At 73.8% G+C, this 17,966-nt stretch carries 13 protein-coding genes; 7 read left to right on the plus strand and 6 right to left on the minus strand.

Translation table 11 applies throughout. The features are described 5' to 3' along the window. Positions 1-96: 96 nt before the first annotated feature. A complete protein-coding gene (locus M1P99_RS19090; protein WP_304453962.1) occupies positions 97-1,326 on the minus strand; it encodes an amidohydrolase family protein in 1,230 nt (409 codons plus the stop codon). A gap of 665 nt (positions 1,327-1,991) precedes the next feature. Between M1P99_RS19090 and M1P99_RS19095 the strand changes: the two genes are divergently transcribed. Continuing rightward, complete coding sequence (locus M1P99_RS19095) at positions 1,992-4,091, plus strand: cytochrome c oxidase assembly protein (protein ID WP_304453963.1); 2,100 nt, start codon at positions 1,992-1,994, stop codon at positions 4,089-4,091. Positions 4,092-4,210: 119 nt separating this feature from the next. Here the strand turns inward: M1P99_RS19095 and M1P99_RS19100 are convergent, their stop codons facing one another. The 5 genes from M1P99_RS19100 to M1P99_RS19120 all read right to left on the minus strand — a co-directional run bounded on the left by M1P99_RS19100 (position 4,211) and on the right by M1P99_RS19120 (position 10,634). Next, positions 4,211-4,639, minus strand: a complete 429-nt coding sequence (locus M1P99_RS19100; RefSeq protein ID WP_304453964.1) for a hypothetical protein — start codon at positions 4,637-4,639, stop codon at positions 4,211-4,213. Positions 4,640-4,900: 261 nt separating this feature from the next. Next, positions 4,901-7,936, minus strand: coding sequence for an SMC family ATPase (locus M1P99_RS19105; protein ID WP_304453965.1), 3,036 nt, complete (start codon positions 7,934-7,936; stop codon positions 4,901-4,903). Beyond that, entirely contained in the window at positions 7,936-9,081 is a 1,146-nt protein-coding gene (locus tag M1P99_RS19110) for an exonuclease SbcCD subunit D (RefSeq protein ID WP_304453966.1), read from the minus strand. Before M1P99_RS19110 ends, M1P99_RS19105 begins: the two co-directional genes overlap by 1 nt. 147 nt (positions 9,082-9,228) lie before the next feature. After that, a complete protein-coding gene (locus M1P99_RS19115; RefSeq protein ID WP_304453967.1) occupies positions 9,229-9,888 on the minus strand; it encodes an O-methyltransferase in 660 nt (219 codons plus the stop codon). 32 nt (positions 9,889-9,920) lie between these two features. Next, positions 9,921-10,634 carry a metal-dependent hydrolase gene (locus M1P99_RS19120; protein ID WP_304453968.1) on the minus strand — a complete coding sequence of 238 codons (714 nt, stop codon included), beginning with the start codon at positions 10,632-10,634 and terminating at the stop codon, positions 9,921-9,923. A gap of 232 nt (positions 10,635-10,866) precedes the next feature. On the opposite strand from M1P99_RS19120, the gene M1P99_RS19125 reads away from it, so the two are divergent. Genes M1P99_RS19125 through M1P99_RS19150 form a run of 6 tightly spaced genes read left to right on the plus strand, consistent with a single transcriptional unit; the run spans position 10,867 to position 17,957 of the window. Beyond that, a complete protein-coding gene (locus M1P99_RS19125) occupies positions 10,867-12,753 on the plus strand; it encodes an ABC transporter substrate-binding protein (protein WP_304453969.1) in 1,887 nt (628 codons plus the stop codon). Next, positions 12,750-13,820, plus strand: a complete 1,071-nt coding sequence (locus tag M1P99_RS19130; protein ID WP_304453970.1) for an ABC transporter permease — start codon at positions 12,750-12,752, stop codon at positions 13,818-13,820. The genes M1P99_RS19125 and M1P99_RS19130 overlap by 4 nt, the downstream gene beginning before the upstream one ends. Next, positions 13,817-14,752, plus strand: a complete 936-nt coding sequence (locus tag M1P99_RS19135) for an ABC transporter permease (RefSeq protein WP_304453971.1) — start codon at positions 13,817-13,819, stop codon at positions 14,750-14,752. Before M1P99_RS19130 ends, M1P99_RS19135 begins: the two co-directional genes overlap by 4 nt. Next, complete coding sequence (locus M1P99_RS19140; protein WP_304453972.1) at positions 14,749-15,900, plus strand: ABC transporter ATP-binding protein; 1,152 nt, start codon at positions 14,749-14,751, stop codon at positions 15,898-15,900. Before M1P99_RS19135 ends, M1P99_RS19140 begins: the two co-directional genes overlap by 4 nt. Before the next feature lie 26 nt (positions 15,901-15,926). After that, a complete protein-coding gene (locus tag M1P99_RS19145; RefSeq protein WP_304453973.1) occupies positions 15,927-17,033 on the plus strand; it encodes an ABC transporter ATP-binding protein in 1,107 nt (368 codons plus the stop codon). A gap of 24 nt (positions 17,034-17,057) precedes the next feature. Further along, positions 17,058-17,957, plus strand: coding sequence for an arylamine N-acetyltransferase (locus M1P99_RS19150; protein WP_304453974.1), 900 nt, complete (start codon positions 17,058-17,060; stop codon positions 17,955-17,957). The last annotated feature ends 9 nt before the right edge of the window (positions 17,958-17,966 follow it).

Here is a 17,966-nt window from a genome sequence, read left to right on the forward strand (position 1 = left end):
CTATCGTCAACATGCATAGCCGTCGTCGACCTTGTTGACATCATGTAAGCGCGTTGTGTGGGGTGTGACACGGGGTGCCACGCGGTTCGAGCGGATTCAGGCGGTGCTGTCCGGATCTCGCGGCGCACGGCGGCCCATCGCCCAGACCGGACCCACCCCGCCTGTCAGTTCCCTACCCGCGTACGGGCTCGGATCCCACGTCGGGACGGTCCGCCTGCGCCGATGGTCGAAGGCGACCAGGTCCGCGTCGCAGCCCGCCGCGATCCGGCCCTTGCCGGTCAGCCCGACCAACGCGGCCGGCGCCCGCGACGTCCACCGCGCCAGGTCGCCCAGCCCCAGTCCACGCCGCGACGCCGCCGTCCACAGCGCGGGCAGGTTCCAGTCCAGGGTGTAGAGCCCTCTGGCGGGCAGGTGCCCCGAACCGGCCGTGGTGATCGCCGAGTCCTCCGACAGCAGGGCGCTCCACAGCGCCTTGCGGTTGGCGTCCGAGCGCACCGGCGGCCGACACGCGTGCGCGGGGTTCTCCGGCAGGAGGGCCTCGGCGGGCAGGCACAGGTAGTGGGCACAGGACTGCGCGGACAGCGCCACCCCGATCGACTCCGCCGCCGCCAGCAGGGCGGCGCACTCCGCCGCGGAGAACGGGCCCACGTGCGTGCGCGTGCCCACCACCCGCGCCGCCGCGATCACGCGTTCCAGCCCGCGCCGCTCCGCTCGGGGCGGGCGCTGCTCCGCCGACACCGCGGGGGTGCCCAGTTCCTCGGCGTCCTCGGCGTGCACCAGCAGCACCGAGTCCAGTGCCGCGATCTCGGCCATCGACTTGCGCAGCCGCGCGTCGCTCAGCGCGGCCATGTCGGGGGCGCCCCCGTCCGAGAGCGATCCGCGGAAGGCCACCGCGCCCGCCGCCTGCAGGTCGGCCAGGTCCAGCGGCCCGGTCCCGCGTGTCACCCCGCCCAGGAAGTACACCGACACGGGCAGGCCCGCCGCCGCGCGCTGGTGCACGTGCAGGGCGTCGGCGCACGTGATGGCGGGCCGGGCGGGCGCGGGCGAGGCCACGACACTGGTCACACCGCCGCGCAGCGCCGCCCGGCTCACGCGCCGGTAGGACTCGGCCAGGTCCTGGCCCGGCACCTGGACCCCGGTGTCCAGGTCGACCGCGCCCGGCAGGAGCGCCACGTCCCCGAGGTCGGTCTCCTCGGCGGCGGACACGGGGGCGTCGTAGGGGCCCACGGCCTCGATCCGGCCGTCCCGGACCGCCACGCTCGCCGGCCGCACCCCGTCCGGCGCGACCACCCGCGTGGAACGGACCACAATGTCGAACTCGGTCATCTGGTGTGTGGGGACCTGCACCCCCGCCCTCAGACGGAGGAGGAAGCCCCTGCCTCCCTCTGTGTGGCGTAGGCGTAACCGTCCGCGCCTCGCAGCGGGCGCCGGCCCGTCCACGGGGCCCCGACCGGACCGTGCCCGGTCCGCGTGCCGCGGCCTCCACCGCTGCCGACCGCGACCCGGCCCTGTCCTGTGCGGAACGGAGCCATCGAGGTCGCCTCCTCATCGGTGGGTCTGGTCACGGCGGCCGTCGACCCCCGTGGGCTGAAGGCCCCGCCCTCCAGCCGGGGGATACCGGTATCCCGGTCGGCTCCGACGCCCGCGTCGACAGGCAGTGCCGGGGCCGCGGGAAGGGCCGCGGACGGACGCGGGGAAACGGGAGGGCGCCGTCTCGACTCGGACACCGAGCGTATCGCGCGAGGCCCCGCCACACCGGGGAAACGGCACTACCCGTGACGCGAATCGGAGCCGCGCGGGCCGAGGGGTCACCGGAGCGCCTCTCCGGGGAGCCACCCGGGTCCGACGCCCGCGGACCACCGTCTAACCTTGGCTCCGGTGTTCCTCCGCTGTTCCTCCACGCGAGGCGCCCGCCGGAAGGGAGCTGGCCGACGGCGGGTGGACCGGGGACGCCGTCCAGTACCGGACCGACCTCGACGACGGAGTGGCGAGTGGCTCCTCCCGCACAGAACACGACTTCCTCCCCGCAGGAACGCGACGACGCACCTGGCCCGGGCCTCGTCCCGGTGGTCGCGGGCGCCGGCGCGGTCCTGTGCCTGGGGGCGCTCGTCCTGACCCTGATCCTGGGCGGGGCGGCCTTCCCCGTCCTCATTCCCGGCCTGCCGGACGCGGGGCAGGCGGTGCGCTGGGGCCTTCCGCTGTCCAAGGTCGTCATGGACGCCTCCGCCGTCCTGGCCGTCGGACTGCTGCTGCTCGCCGCCGTCCTGCTCCCCTCCGAACGCGGACGGCTGAGCGAGCAGGCCACCGAGTACGTGCGCGGTGCCACCTGGGCCGCGCTGGCCTGGGCCGTGGCCGCGGTGTTCACGATGTACTTCCAGGCCTCGGAGTTCCTGGCGCGGCCGTTCGGCGGAGTGAGCGTCGACGAGGTCACCGCCTACGCCGGCTCGGTCTCCACCGGCATCGCGCTGATGTTCGTCGTCCTCATCACGACGGGGATCGCCCTGTTCGGCCGCACGGTCGTCACGGCCACGGGCGCGCTGTGGCTGCTCGTGCTCGGGCTGATCGCCGTCACCCCGCCCGGACTGACCGGCCACTCCGCCTCCTCCGGCGCGCACGAGCTGGCCGTGACCGGGCTGGCCCTGCACGTGATCGCGATCACGGCGTGGGTCGGCGGGCTCGCCGCGGTCACCTACCACGCCGTGCGGCGCGACGGGCAGGACTCGCCCGTCGCGGTCGCCCGGTTCAGCCGGATGGCCCTGTGGGCCTACGCCGGTGTGGCCGTCAGCGGCGCGGCCAGCGCCCTGGCCCGGCTCGCTTCGGTGACGGACCTGGTCGCCACCGAGTACGGGCTCATCATCATCGTCAAGGTCGTGCTGTTCGCGGTCCTGGGCGCGTTCGGCTACCTGCACCGCGAGCACGCGCTGCGGCGGATCGGGGACGCGCCGCCCGGGCAGGAGGGGCGGTCGTTCCGACGCGGGGCCTTCCTGCGGATCGCGGCCGTCGAGGTCCTGGTGATGGCCGCCGTGATCGGTGTGTCCGTCGGTCTGGGGCGCACCGCTCCTCCGCCGCCCCTGGAGGGCACGGTCGATCCCGCCGCCGCGATCCTGGGCTTCCCCGTCCCGCCGCCCATGAGCCTGCAGACCCTGCTGACGCTGTGGCGCCCGGACCTGTTCTTCATCATGCTCGTCGTGGTCGGGGGCGGCCTCTACGCGGCGGGCGTGGTCCGCCTCGTGCGGCGCGGTGACGCCTGGCCGGTCGGCCGCACGGTCGCCTTCGCCCTGGGCCTGCTCACGATCGTGGCCGTACAGCTCACCGGGTTCGCGACCTATTCCATGGTGCTGTTCTCCACGCACATGATCCAGCACATGGTCCTGTCCATGCTCGTGCCGATCCTGCTGGTGCTGGGCGCACCGGTGACCCTGGCGCTGCGAGCGCTCAAGCCCGCCAGGCGGCGCGGCGACCGGGGCCCGCGCGAGTGGCTGAACCTGTTCCTCAACAGCCGCTTCTCCAAGGTCGTCACGCATCCGGCCGTCGCCACGCCGCTGTTCGTGATCAGCCCCTACGCGCTGTACTTCACGCCGCTGTTCCCGAACCTGATGAACGACCACCTCGGTCACCTGTTCATGGGCGTGCACTTCCTGCTCGCGGGATTCCTCTTCTACTGGATCATCGTGGGGGTGGACCCCGCACCGCGGAAGATCCCCTTCCTCCTGCGCATCCTGTTGCTGCTGGTGGCGATGGGATTCCACGCCTTCTTCGGCATCACGATCATGATGCAGTCCGCGCCGATCGCCATGGACTTCTACAACCAGTTCGAGGTGCCGTGGCTGGAGGGCCAGGCCGAGGACCAGTACGAGGGCGGCGGCATCGCGTGGGCCCTCGGTGAGATCCCGACGGTGCTGGTCATGCTCGCGCTGGTCGTGCAGTGGTCGCGCGACGACGAGAAGGAGGAGCGCCGCCGCGTGCGGCACAGCCGCCGCAACGGCTCCGACGACGCCGACATGGACGACTACAACGCCTACCTGGCCGAGTTGGACCGCCGCTCGCGGGGGCTCCCGCCGACGGGCCGGGGCGCGGACGCGGACGGCTGAGTCCGGACGGGCCCGCGCGCTCCGTCCCCGCGCTCCTCCCGGGCCCGGCACCGCGCGCGGTACAGGGGGCCGGTCCGTCGATCGACGGACCGGCCCCCTGTACCGGGGCGGAAGGCGGCTCAGGCCACCAGGGCGCCCACCCCCGCGCCCACCAGGCCGAGCGCCAGGCAGAACACCAGGCCCAGGGCCAGGACCGGCAGGGACGGCGTCAACCCGGCGGGAACGGCGCTTCCGGTCGCCGCCGCCCGACGGCGGGCGATGACGGGCAGCAGTGCCACGTTCACGGCGTAGACCACCGCCACCACGCAACTCGCGACGGCGAAGGCCGCCCAGAAGCCCTTTCCGCCGACCAGGGTGTTCGCCGCGGCCAGCGAGGGCAGCGCCACCAGCAGCACCACCGAGGCGGCCCCGAACGCCACCCGTACCGGGGGAGTGGCCCCGCGGGCGCTCCCGGAGAGCACGAGGAGAAGACCGATGAGGGCCGCCATCATGATGGCGCCCACGATTCCGAACACGGCGATGTTGACCAGCGAATTCACGCTGGTCATTCTCCCACCGCCCCGGCGCGTCCCCGACCCGGGTCGGCCGAAGCCCAGCCGCGCCCCCGTGGGGTCGAAGCGACCACCAGGTCCTACGGAACGCAGGGGGCAGAGGTGTACCGCCAAGCCCGCCCCGACCACAGGGGGTCCACCCGGGCCAGAGCGAGCAGGGCTGCGCCGTAGGCGTCCGTCGAGGGTGGCGGCGGGCGACGGTCGGGACAGGCAGGAGCGACGACGACGGCCCCGGCGTGGAGCGCCCCGAAGCGCCCCTCAGCCGATGTGCTCCAGGCGCGAGCCCGCGGCGCCCTTGACCACCTTCAGCTGGGTCGTCACACGCTGGCGCAGGTCCGCCACGTGGCTCACCACGCCCACCGCGCGACCGCCGTCGCGCAGCCGGTCCAGCACGTCCAGGACCTCCTCCAGCGTGTCCTCGTCCAAGGTGCCGAACCCCTCGTCCACGAACAGGGTGTCGATCTCGGTCCCGCCCGCCTCGGCCGAGGCGACGTCGCCCAGGCCGAGCGCCAGGGCCAGCGAGCTGAAGAAGGTCTCGCCGCCCGACAGGGTCGCCGGATCGCGCTCCACCCCCGTCCAGGCGTCCACGACCCGCATGCCCAGGCCGCCCGCCGACCGCGCGCGGCCGTCCCCGGCGGCCTTGTCCACCGTGTACCGCAGCTCGTAGCGGCCGTCGGACATGGTCAGCAACCGGTCGTTGGCGGCCGCCACGACCTGCTCCAGCCGTGCGGCGAGCACGTACGCCGACAGCCGCACGCTGTCGGTGTTGTCCCCCGACGTGCCCGCGGCCAGGCCGCGCAGCCCTTCGGCCACCGCGTACCGGCGCAGCACCGGCGCGCAGCCCGCCAGACCCTCGGCCAGTTCCTCGCGCAGGGCGGCGAGACGGTCGGCCCGCTCCTGGAGCATGCTCCGCCAGGCGACCGCGCGGTCCGCGGCGGTGGCGGCGCGCTCGGCCGCCGCCTCCGCCGCGCCCAGATCCGGCACGGGGGCCGCACCGGCCGCGGTCAGCTCCGGGTCGGCCAGCACCGCCTCGGCCGCGGCCACCCCGTCGTCGTGGGCCCGGGCCCGCTCGCGCAGCTCGCGCCGCCGCGGCTCCTCCAGTGCGGCCTCCCGCACCTGGGCCTCGTCGTCGAAGCCGGACTCGGCACGGCGCCGTTCGGCGTCGGAGGCGGCCGCCCGCAGCTCCTCCGCGGCCAGGTCCCGGGTGTTGACGGCCTCCGTCGCCGCGCGCAGGAGGTCGGCCTCCTCGGAGAGCCGCGCGATGCGCTCCTCCAGCCCGGGGTCGTCTCCGCGCGCCCGGTCCAGCAGTGCGGTCAGCCGTGCGTGCTCCCCGGCGGCGCTCTCCCGGTGGGCCCGCACCTCCGACTCCTGTCGGGCCAGGTCGGCCTCGTGGGACCGTCCCCGCTCCAGTTCGGCGGTGAGCTGGTCCAGTGCCTCCTCCAGGCGCTGTGCCTCCCCGGCGGCGGTCCGCGCCTCGTCCAGGGCGGTGCGCAGGGACCGCTCCTCCTCCCGCGCGGCGGGAACGGTGCGCCCCTCGGCGCGTTCGGCGGCGGCCGTGCGGCGCTCGCGCAGTGCCACGACCGCGGACTCGGCCTCGGAACGGGCGGTCCCCGCGCGTTCGGCGTCGGTGTGGGCGGCCTTCTCCTCCTCCGCCGTCACCCGACCGCCCTGCGAGGGGCGGGCCGGGCGCGGGTGGTGCCCGGCGCCGCAGACCGCGCAGGGCTCGCCGTCGACCAGGTCGGCGGCCAGCTCCGCCGCCATGTGGGTGATCCGTCGCTCCCGCAGGTCCAGGGCGCGGTCGCGGGCGGCCTGGGCCGCGTCCACGGCCGCGCGGTGGCGCTCCTCGGCCGCCGCCAGGTCCGCGTCCAGGCGCTCGTGCTCGACGGCCGCGGTCCGGCGTCGCTCGGCGGCGGCCAGCGCGGCCTCGGCCGCCTCCGCCTGGCCGCCCAGCTCCCGTGCCCGGCGCAGTTCGACGGTGACCTTCTCGGTCCGCGCGGGAAGTTCGGCCAGGCGGGCGCGCACCCGGGCCAGCTCGGCCTCGATGCCGCCCAGCCGTCCGGTGAAGCGGGTGATGGCCTGCCCCAGCGACGTGCGCCGCTCGGCGTCGCCGCGCATCAGGTCCAGCCGCGCGAGCTCGTCGCGCCTGCGCTGCTCGGCGGCGCGCAGCAGGGCCTGCGGGCGTTCGCGACCGGGTTCGTCCGGACCCTGCGGTCCGTCGGCGGCGTCGGTGCGGTCGCCGACGCCGGTGTCGACGTCGGCCAGCCCGGAGACCAGGGACAGCTGGTCGGCCACGGCGATCTCGGCCTTGTCGAGTTCGGTGCGGCGGTGGTCGCGCGCCCGCAGGAACGGCAGAACCGCTTCGGCGCGCTCGGCCCGTGCCAGCCGGAGGTCGATCCGGGCCCGCTCCTCGGCGGCCCCGGCGAGCCGGGCGCGCCGCTCCCGTGCGGCGGCCAGCCGCTCCTGGCGGGCCCGGACCTCGCGGCTCTCGGCCAGCGCGCGCTGGGCCGACGCGCGCGCCTCGGTGAACCCGCTCGCCACGGCGTCGGCGTCCGCGGCGGTCGCACCGGTGACGCAGGCCAGTTCGGCCGCCCACGCCGACAGTTCCTCCGGCAGGTCGGGCGCGGTGGAGCGGCCGACCTCGGTGATCCGGCCGGCCACGGCCCGCACCCGGTCGTTGGCGGTCTCCACCTCGCGGCGCAGCCGGTTGGCGTGCCCCTTGAACCAGTCCTCGACGTCCCGGAACACGCGGGTGTTGAAGATCCGCTCCAGGGAATCGCGGCGCTCGTCGGACCTGGCGCGCAGGAACCGGGCGAAGTCGCCCTGGGGCAGCATGGCGATCTGGCAGAACTGGTCGATGGTGAGGCCGACGAGGTCGCCGATGAACTGTCCGGCCTCGTCGGGCCGGGTGGTCACGCCCTCCCAGCGGCCGTTGACGCGCTCGCTCACGACGACCTTGGCGTTCTCGGTCAGGGTGCCGGTGCCGCGCTTCTTCGGCCGCTCCCAGCGGGGGCGGCGCTCGATCCGTACGCGGCGTCCCCGGACGGTGCACTCCAGGGTGACCTCCGGGACGCGGTCCAGCGGAGCGTGGTCGCTCTTGGGGGAGCGGTCCTTGCCGCGTGCTCCCGGCAGGGTGCCGTACAGCGCGAAGCACACGGCGTCCAGCACGGAGGTCTTGCCCGCGCCGGTGGCGCCGTGGATGAGGAAGAGGCCGCCCGCGCCGAGCCGGTCGAAGTCGACGCGCTCGGTGTCCGCGAACGGCCCGAAGGCCTGCACGGTGAGGGTGTGCAGCCGCATCAGCGCGCCCCCTCCTGGAGCCGGACCTGCTCGATCGCCGCGTTCACCAGCGCTTCCTCCTCGGGTGTGGCGGGGGTGCCGCGCGCCCACTCGACGAAGTCGCCGATCACCTCGCGCTCGCTGCGGTCGGCGACCGGCGAGGTCACCGCGCGGGAGTGCTCGGTGCCGCCCTCGGGGGCGAACTCCAGCAGCAGTGCGTGGGGGAAGCGTTCGCGCAGCCGGTCCATGGGGTGGGCGGGGCGGCGGGGGTCGGTGAGGGTGATCTGCAGCCAGTGCCCGGTGTAGGCCTCCCACTCGGGCCTGGTGAGCAGGTCCTCGATCCGTCCCCGGACGCGGGCGAGCGGCCGGGGGACGGGCGTGGGGAGGAACTCGCACCCGGCCAGGCCGTCGGCGTCCAGGTCGACGATCCAGTACCCCTTGACGTGGTGCTCCTCGGAGAAGGAGTAGGCCAGGGGGCTGCCGGGGTAGCGCACGGACGGGGTGATGGTCTGGCGTCCGTGCAGGTGGCCCAGGGCGACGTAGTCCACGCCGTCGTAGACCGAGGCCGACACGTGGGAGGCGCCGCCCACCGAGATGTCGCGTTCGCTGTCGGAGGGCTCGCCTCCGCTGACGAAGGCGTGCGAGAGCACGACCGAGCGGGTGCCGGGGCGCTCGGCCAGGTCGGCGCGGACCAGGTCCATGGCGTGCCCGAGCGCGGCGGTGTGTCCGCGTTCGGGCAGGTCCCAGTGGTGCCGGGCGATCTCCGGCTCCAGGTAGGGGATGCCGTAGAAGGCGACGGGGCCGTGCGCGTCCTCGATCACGACGGGCGTGCCGACGCCGTCCAGGGAGCTGCGCAGGTGTACGCCGGAGGCGTCGATGAGCCCGGTGGCGAACGACATGCGGGTCATGGAGTCGTGGTTGCCGCTGATGAGGACGGCGCGGGCGCCGGTGGCCCGGATCCGGCCGAGCGCGCGGTCGAACAGCCGGACGGCGTCCACCGGCGGCAGCGCGCGGTCGTACAGGTCGCCGGAGACGACCACCACGTCGATCCGCTGGTCGCCGATCGTGTCGACGAGGTGGTCGAGGAAGGCGGACTGGGCCCCGATGAGGTTCTCCCGGTGGAAGGAGCGGCCCAGGTGCCAGTCCGAGGTGTGCAGCAGGCGCATGGAACTGGACACTACCCAAATGGCGCGGTCCCCGGGCAGGATTCCGCGGTGGTGGAGGACGTCCCGGTGCGGCGGCCGGCCGGCGGGAACACGGCGGGAGCCGTGCGGGGGTGCCGCGCGGCGGGGCGAGTGGCCGCGGCGGACGTCCTAGTGCTTGCGCGCCAGGGTCAGGCCGTCGCCGATCGGCAGCAGGACCTGGGTGACGCGGTCGTCGGCGACCAGGTGGTCGTTGAAGTCGCGGATGCCCTGGACGGCGTCGGCCGTGACGCTGCGCTCCACCACGCGCCCGTGCGAGAGCGTGTTGTCGGCCAGCAGGAGGCCGCCCGCGCGCATCCGGGGGACCAGCTCCTCCCAGTAGTCGACGTAGCCGGTCTTGTCGGCGTCCAGGAAGGCCAGGTCGAAGCTGGGCTCGCGGGGCAGCGCCCGCAGCGTGTCCAGGGCCGGCCCGATCCTGAGCGTGATCTTGCCGTCGACGCCCGCGCGCTTCCAGTAGCGGCGGGCGACCGAGGTCCACTCGTCGCTGACGTCGCAGGCCAACAGGGTTCCGTCGGCCGGGATGCCGCGCGCCAGGCAGATGGAGGAGTAGCCGGTGAAGGTGCCGACCTCCACGACGTCGCGGGCCCCGGACGTCTGGGCCAGGAGTGTGGTGAAGACGCCCTGTTCGGGGCCGATCTGCATGCCCTTGTAGTCCGGGAAGAGCCGCTCGGTCTCCGCCACCAGGTCCGCGAGGACGTCGTCGACGGGCGTGGTGTGGGAGACGATGTAGGCGTGCAGTTCCGGGCTGAGGTTCTCCGAGGTTCGAGTCACGCCCCCAGCCTAGGCCAGGAACCCAGCGGTGCTCAGTATTCCGGGAGCAGGGTCGACCAGTCGAAGAGGTAGACGGAGAAGAGCACGACGCCGATGGTCAGCAGCGGGGTGACCACCTTCTGTTCGACCGGGCCGTCGGTCTTGAACCCCTTGTTCTGCCCGATGCGCTTCTTCCAGAAGGGCCAGAACATGGGCACGCCCATCTTGGTGATCATGTCGCCGAAGAAGTGCAGGACGACGCCGAAGGCCACCGCCAGGCCGAGCCAGGAGTAGTTGAGCTCGGCCGCGTAGAGCGCGAGTGTGATCGCGCCCGTGGCCATGGCGTTGATGATGCCCGACGCCGCCTTGTTCTTGTCCAGGCCGAAGCCGAGACCCTGGAGCGCGATGCCGATGAGCAGGAACACGAAGATCTGCACGGCCAGCTCCGACCACAGGGCCAGCATCGTGACCATCAGACCCATCAGCGCGGCGAAGAAGAACGAGTGCGTTCCCATGCGGTGTCCGCCGAAGGCCCAGCTGAAGATGTCGCTGAGCACCTCGGTGACCTTGCCGTAGGTCCTGGTGATCGTGGCGCTCTTGTGGTCGAGGTCGGGCAGCAGGGCCGCCCCCGCGCACACGAGCGACCCGGCGATGATCTCACCGGGTCCCAGGTCGAAACTGAGCGCGAGGAATTCCGTTCCCTGGACGAGCGGAACGACCGCCATCCAGCCGACCACGCCGGTCAGCGCGTGTGAGTGCCCCATCATGGCGGGAACCGTAGCGGAGTATCGCAACCGCCGCGAATCGGGGCGGGTTACGGACGGACACTCCGGACACTTCGTGCACTCGAAACACCGCCGTCGCGCAACGGGGACGCGAATGTGTTGCGATGTCAGCGACCCGGGTGTAGGTCATTGACCCTCAACGCGTTCCATTGGTAGACAACCAACCACCCCCAGGTGGTCCGCCGCCGACCCACGATCCTGACAGGGGCCGACCATGTCGTTCCTCCCCGCCCGTCGCCCTTCACCACGTCCCGCGGACGGCCCCCGGCCTCGGCGCGCCCCTGTCGGCACCCCGGCCCGCCGCGCGGCCGCCACGGGGGGCGCGCTGCTGCTCCTCGCCGGGACCGGGCCGCTCCCGGCCGCCGCCGACGACGCCGGTCCCGACACCATGACGATCGCCGTCTCCCAGCAGGTCGACTCCTTCAACCCGTTCACCGCGCAGCTGGCCGTCACGACCAACATCCTGCGCCACGTCTACGACTCGCTGGTGACGGTCGACCCCGGGACCAACGAGCCCGCGCCGGCCCTGGCGCAGGAGTGGGAGTCCAGTGACGACGGCCTCACCTGGACCTTCCACCTGCGCGACGACGTCGTCTTCACCGACGACGAGCCCCTCACCGCGGACGACGTCGTGTGGACGTTCACCACCATCATGGAGAACGAGCCCGCGGCGATCGCCTCGGGCAACTACGTCGCCGGGTTCGAGTCCGTGACCGCCGAGGACGACCGCACCGTGGTCGTGGAACTCGACGAGCCGCAGGCCACGATGGCCTCGCTCGACATCCCCATCGTCCCCCGCCACGTCTGGGAGCCGATCCTGGAGGAGGAGGGCGACGCCTTCGCCGACTACACCAACGAGGTCTTCCCGGTCGTCGGCAGCGGCCCCTTCGTCCTCACCGAGCACGACCGGGGCCGCCACATCACCCTGGAGGCCAACCCCGGCCACTGGCGCGGCGGACCCGAGCTGGACCGCGTCGTGCTGCGCTACTACTCCGAGAAGGACGCCGCCGTCGAGGCGCTGCGCAGCGGCGAGGTCTCCTTCGTCTACGAGCTCACCGACGCCCAGGCCAGGTCCCTGGAGGGCGCCCGCGACATCGCGGTCAACATCGCCGAGGGCAAGCGCTTCCAGGCCTTCACCGTCAACCCCGGGGCCGAGACGCAGGACGGCGAGGCGTTCGGCGACGGCCACCCCGCCCTGTCCGACCTCACCCTGCGCCAGGCCATCGTCATGGCCATCGACAACGACGAGATCGTCGACAAGGCCCACAACGGCCAGGCCGTCGCCGCGGGCGGCTACATCCCGCCCCGCTACGGGGACTTCCACTGGTCGCCCGAGGGCCCGGAGGAGATCCTGGCCTTCGATCCCGAGGCCGCCAACGCGATGCTCGACGAGGCGGGCTACGAGTCCGGCGAGGACGGCGTGCGCGTCTCTCCCGAGGGCGACCGCCTGGAACTGCGGCTGCACGCCCACGCCGACCGCCCGGACAACGTGCAGGCGGCCCTGGTCATCGTCGAGAGACTGGCCGACATCGGGATCGAGGTGGAGAACAACACCGTCGACCCCGGCGTGCTCAGCGACGCCCTGCACACGGGCGAGTACGACCTGATCTTCACCGGGTGGACGGTCAACCCCGACCCGGACTACGTGTTCAGCATCCACACCTGCGGCGCGCTGCCCGTCGAGCCCGGCACGATGCAGGGCGACGCCTACTTCTGCGACGAGGAGTACGACGACCTCTACGAGGCCCAGCTGGCCGAGTACGACCGCGCCGCCCGCGCCGAGATCGTGCACGAACTCCAGCAGGTCCTCTACACCGAGGCCGTCGTCAACGTCCTGGCCTACCCCAACATCCTGGAGGCCTACCGGACCGACCACGTCACCTCCCTCCAGGTCCAGCCCGATCCGGGCGGCAACATCTGGGGCCAGGACGGCTACTGGGCGTGGTGGTCGGCCGAGCCCGCGGCCGCGGACGAGGCGGCCGCCTCGTCCGGTCCCTCCTCCGGGGCCGTGTGGGCCGTCGGCGGCGGCGCGGCGCTCCTGCTGGTCGTGGGCGCCGTGGTCCTCGTGCTGCGGCGCGCGACCGCGGGGGACCGCGAGTGACCGGCGCGCCCACCACGTCCGACCGCCCCGCCGGGGCCGGGGCACCCGACGCCCCCGTCCCGGCCGGGCCGACCGGGACCGGGCGCCTGGCGCGGATCCTGGTGTACGTGGCCGGGCGCCTGGCGACCGCCGCCCTCTCGCTGGCGGCGGTCGTGGCCGCCGGGTTCTTCCTCTTCCGGATCCTGCCCGGCGACCCCGTACGGGCGATGACCGAGGGCCGGGAGGTCAGCGCGGGGCAGCGCGAGGAGCTGCGCCGCCAGTTCGGGCTGGACCGGTCGCTCGGTGAGCAGTTCCTCGACTACGCCTCCGGGCTGGTGCGGCTGGACCTCGGCACGTCCTTCCAGTACCGCGAACCGGTGGCCGAGCTCATCCTCGACCGCCTGGGCCCCACACTGCTGCTGGCCGGGACGGGCACGGTCGTCGCCGCGGCCCTGGGCCTGTTCCTGGGGGCCCGCGCCGGATGGCGGCCCGGTGGGCGCGGCGACCGCGTCAGCACGGCCGTGGCCCTGTTCTTCTGGTCGGTGCCCACCTTCTGGCTGGGCCTGCTCCTCATCGTGGTGCTGGCCTCGGGCCGGGGCTTCGTCCCCGACCTCTTCCCGACCGGCGGGATGGTCGACCCCGACGCCACGGGTCCGTGGGAGACCGGGCTGAGCACGGCCCGGCACATGGTCCTGCCGGTGACCACGATGGTCGCGGTCATCTACGCCCAGTACCTGATGATCATGCGCTCCTCCCTCATGGACGAGAAGGGGGCCGACTACCTCACGACCGCCCGGGCCAAGGGACTGCGCGACGCACTCGTGCGCCGCAGGCACGCCGTGCCCAACGCCCTGCTGCCCACGGTCACCCTCGTCTTCCTCAACCTCGGACAGGTGGTCTCCGGCGTGATCCTGGTGGAGACGGTCTTCTCCTGGCCCGGACTGGGCCAGCTCTTCTACTCCGGGCTGCGCGTGCCCGACCTCGGCCTGGTCCAGGGGCTGTTCGTGGTCTTCGCGGCCTCCGTGATCCTGATGAACCTCCTGGCCGACCTGGTCTATCCGCTGCTCGACCCGCGGGTGCGGCCGTGAGCGCGCCCGCCGGAGCCGCCGGGACGCTCTCGCCGCGCGCGCTGGCCTGGCGCCGCCGCCGACTGGCCCTGCGCCGCTTCGCCCGCGACTACGCCCGCCACCGCGCCGGACTGGCCGGCCTGGCGGCGCTGGTGGCCATCACCGCGATCGCCCTGGCCGCGCCCTGGTTCGTCGAGCCCGTGCACCTGACGATCACGGGTGCGCCGGGCGACCCCTACGAGCCGCCCAGCCGCGCCTTCCCGCTGGGCACCGACAACTTCGGACGCTCCGTGCTGGACCTGGTCGTGTGGGGCGCGCGCGTCTCGCTCACAGTGGGCTTCCTGGCCACCGCCGTGTCCGTGTCCCTGGGGACCGTGGTCGGTGTGACGGCCGGGCACTTCGGCTCTTCCGGCGGCCTGCCCGGGCGGATCGTGTCCTCGTCGCTCATGCGCGTCACCGACTGGTTCCTGGTGCTGCCCACCCTGGTCCTGGCCGTCGCCCTGGCGGCGGTGCTGCCCCGGGGCACGGCCACCATCATCGTGGCCATCGGCCTCACGGTCTGGCCGCCCACCGCCCGTCTGGTCAGGGCCCAGACCCTGGCCGTGGAGGCCAGGCCCTTCGTCGAACGCGCCCGCGCGCTGGGCGGCGGCCACGCCCACGTGATGGCCTGGCACGTGCTGCCCAACGTGATGCCGGTCGTGCTCGCCCAGACGACCCTGCTCGTGGCCACGTCCATCATCGCCGAGTCCACCCTGGCGTTCCTGGGTATGGGCGACCCCGCGACGATCTCCTGGGGCGGCGTCCTGGAGGCGGCCCGCACAGCCGGGGCGGTCAGCGCGGGTATCTGGTGGTACATGGTGCCGCCTGGGCTGGCGATCGCCGTCGTGGCGCTGTCCTTCACGCTGTGCGGCCGTGCGCTGGAAGCCGTCCTCGACCCGCGGGAGGCACGTTGACCGCCCTGCTCGACGTCCGCGACCTGCACGTCACCTACCGCTCCGGCGCCGGCGCGGTCCCCGCCGTCCGGGGCGTGGACGCGGCCCTGGGCGCAGGGGAGGTCCTGGGCCTGGCGGGGGAGTCGGGCAGCGGCAAGTCCACGGTCGCCCTGGCACTGCTGCGCCTGCTGCCCGCCGGTACGGGGATCACCGGCCGGATCCTCCTGGAGGGAGAGGACGTCCTGGACATGCGCTGGGGGCGGCTGCGGGCGGTGCGGTGGGCGGGCGCCTCCCTGGTCTTCCAGGGCGCCATGCACGCGCTCAACCCGGTTCGGCGGATCGGGGACCAGATCGCCGAGCCCATGCTGCTGCACCGCACCGTGCCGAACGCACGTGTGCCCGGGCGCGTGGCCGAGCTCATGGACCAGGTGGGCCTGCCGCCCTCGCGCGCCCGCGACCACCCCCACCAGCTCTCGGGAGGCCAGCGCCAGCGGGTGATGATCGCCATGGCACTGGCGTGCGAACCGCGTCTGGTCGTCGCCGACGAGGCCACCACCGCTCTCGACGTGATGATTCAGGCGCAGATCCTGGCCCTGCTGCGCGGACTCATCGCCGACCACGGCATCGGGATGCTCATGATCAGCCACGACCTGTCCGTCCTCGCCGACACCTGTGACCGGGTCGCGGTCATGTACGGGGGCCGGGTCGTGGAGCGCGGGCCCGCCCGCGAGGTCGTCCACGCGCCGGTCCACCCCTACGCCGCTGCGCTCGGTTCCGCCTTCCCGAAGATCGGCGATCCCGCCTCGCGCCTGGCACCGCGCGGGCTCCCGGGCGATCCGCCGGACCCGTCGCAGCCGACGCGCGGCTGTGTCTTCCGTCCGCGCTGCGCGGTGGCCGAGGCGGTGTGCGCCACCGTCGACCCGCCGCTGTGGCCGGTGGACCCCGACACCGAGGGGCACGCCGACCGGCACGCGGCGTGCGTACACGTCGGCCCGGCCCGTCGCCCGCCATCGCCCCCGGGCCGCGCGGCGGAGGGGGCGGGGCTACCACCCTCAACGGACGCCTCCGGCGCGGGTTCTTCGGCCCGTCGCCCGCCATCGCCCCCGGGCCGCGCGGCGGAGGGGGCGGGCCACGACCCTCGACCGACTCCTCCGGAGCAGACCCCGTGACCTCCACCGCCTCAGGAGACGGCCCGTTGAGCACCACAGACGCACCTGCCACCGCCGCGTCCGCTCCGGCCGGAGCGGACGGAGCGGCCGTGCCCGTGCTCAGCGCCCAGCGCGTGGAGGTCGCCTTCTCCTCCGGGACCGGGCTCAACCGCGGCTCGGGCACGGCACGGGCCGTCGACGGCGTGGACCTGGACGTGGGAGCCGGGGAGATCGTCGCCCTCGTGGGGGAGTCGGGCTGCGGCAAGACCACGCTCGCCCGGCTCCTGATGGGCCTGGAGCGCCCGACGGCCGGGCGCGTGCTCTTCGAGGGGGTGCCACTGCGCTACCGCTCGCGCGACCTGCGCGCCTACCGTCGACGGGTGCAGCTGGTCCAGCAGGACCCCACCGGTTCACTCAACCCCCGCCGCACCGTCTACGAGTCCGTGGCCGAGGGACTGCGCGTACACGAGGGCACCACGGCCGACGAGACCGACCGGGTGGGGCGGGCACTGTCGCGGGCCGGCCTGCGCCCGCCTGAGCGGTTCCTGTCCGCCTACCCGCACGAGCTGTCCGGCGGCCAGCGCCAGCGCGTGGTGATCGCGGGCGCGCTCGTCCTGGAGCCCGAGGTCCTGGTGGCCGACGAACCCGTCGCCTCCCTGGACGCGTCGGTGCGCGGAGAGATCCTGCGCCTGCTGCTCGACCTGCGCGCCGACCTGGGGCTGTCGGCCCTGATCGCCACGCACGACCTGGGCCTGGCCTGGAACATCGCCGACCGGGTCGCCGTGATGTACCTGGGCCGGGTCGTGGAGACCGGCCCCGTGGAGGAGGTCCTGGCCGCACCCGCCCACCCCTACACGCGCGCCCTGCTGTCGGTCCTGCCGGACTCGGGGAAGGTGCCCGTGGTCCTGTCGGGGGAGCCGCCCGACCCCAAGCACGTGCCGCGGGGCTGCCGGTTCCACCCGCGCTGTCCGGTCCTGGCGTCGGGGGAGGCGGAGCGGGCGGGCGTCGCCGACCGCTGCCGCACCCAGGACCCCGGCGTGCTGGAGGAGGGGCCCGGGCCGGACGCGTCCGGGCTCCGTGCGGCCTGCCACTGGGCGGCGGCGGGTGCCGGTGGCCGGATCCGGCCACCGGACCGCGCGGACCGGAAGCAATAGCCGCGGGGGCCTGTTGCCGCGAGCATGTCGATCGAACGAGACGCACTCGCACCCCTGCCCGGACGGATCGTCACCGAACGCGACTTCTGGCGCGGCGGTGACCTGGACCTGGACGCCTACCTCGACCGCGTGGGCCTGCGCGGCGCGGACCTGCCACCGACCCTGGACACCCTGAGGGCCGTGCACCGCGCGCACCTGGCGCACATCCCCTTCGAGAACCTCCAGCTCGTGCTGGACCGGCCGGTCCTGCTGGACGTCCCCGCGCTCACCGACAAGATGGTGCACCGGCGCCGGGGCGGCTACTGCTACGAACAGAACCTGCTCCTGGCCGCCGTCCTGGACCGTCTCGGGTTCGTGTTCACCGCACTGGCGGCCCGTGTCGTGATCGGCGCCGAAGGGCATCCGCGGCCCTCGACCCACGCCGTGCTCCTGGTGGAACTGGACGGGCGGAGATGGATGGCCGACGTCGGTTTCGGTGGCGGCGGCCTGCTGGAACCCTTCCCCCTCGCGGACGGACACCAGGAGGAGCGGGGCGGCTGGGGGCTGCGTCTGGACCGGGTCGACGACGTGGGTCCGGACGAGTGGCTCCTGCGGTCCTTCGACGGCCGGACGTGGAGGGACATGTACATGTTCGCCACCGCCGCGATGCTGCCCCAGGACTACGCGATCTTCAGTCACTTCCTGACCACCCACCCGCGGTCGCCGTTCCGCGGCCGGCTCATGGCCCAGCGCATGGCGCCGCACGCGCAGAGCCTGCTCACGAACACGGCTCTGGTGACCAAGCACCCCGACGGCACCCACGAGGAGCGGGAGATCGCGATCGAGGACGTGCCCGACGTCCTCGACGGGGTGTTCGGCATCGGGCTGACCGAGCAGGAGCGCGGTGTCGTCGTCGACCGGCTGAAGGACTTCACTTCTATGTGATACACATCA

Source organism: Nocardiopsis sp. YSL2 (genome assembly GCF_030555055.1).
Lineage (GTDB): Bacteria > Actinomycetota > Actinomycetes > Streptosporangiales > Streptosporangiaceae > Nocardiopsis.

Coding starts and splice junctions, on each gene's coding strand:
- M1P99_RS19090 (WP_304453962.1), bottom strand. CDS start 1,326: ATGACCGAGTTCGACATTGTGGTCCGTTCCACGCGGGTGGTCGCGCCG.
- M1P99_RS19100 (WP_304453964.1), bottom strand. CDS start 4,639: ATGACCAGCGTGAATTCGCTGGTCAACATCGCCGTGTTCGGAATCGTG.
- M1P99_RS19105 (WP_304453965.1), bottom strand. CDS start 7,936: ATGCGGCTGCACACCCTCACCGTGCAGGCCTTCGGGCCGTTCGCGGAC.
- M1P99_RS19110 (WP_304453966.1), bottom strand. CDS start 9,081: ATGCGCCTGCTGCACACCTCGGACTGGCACCTGGGCCGCTCCTTCCAC.
- M1P99_RS19120 (WP_304453968.1), bottom strand. CDS start 10,634: ATGATGGGGCACTCACACGCGCTGACCGGCGTGGTCGGCTGGATGGCG.
- M1P99_RS19125 (WP_304453969.1), top strand. CDS start 10,867: ATGTCGTTCCTCCCCGCCCGTCGCCCTTCACCACGTCCCGCGGACGGC.
- M1P99_RS19150 (WP_304453974.1), top strand. CDS start 17,058: ATGTCGATCGAACGAGACGCACTCGCACCCCTGCCCGGACGGATCGTC.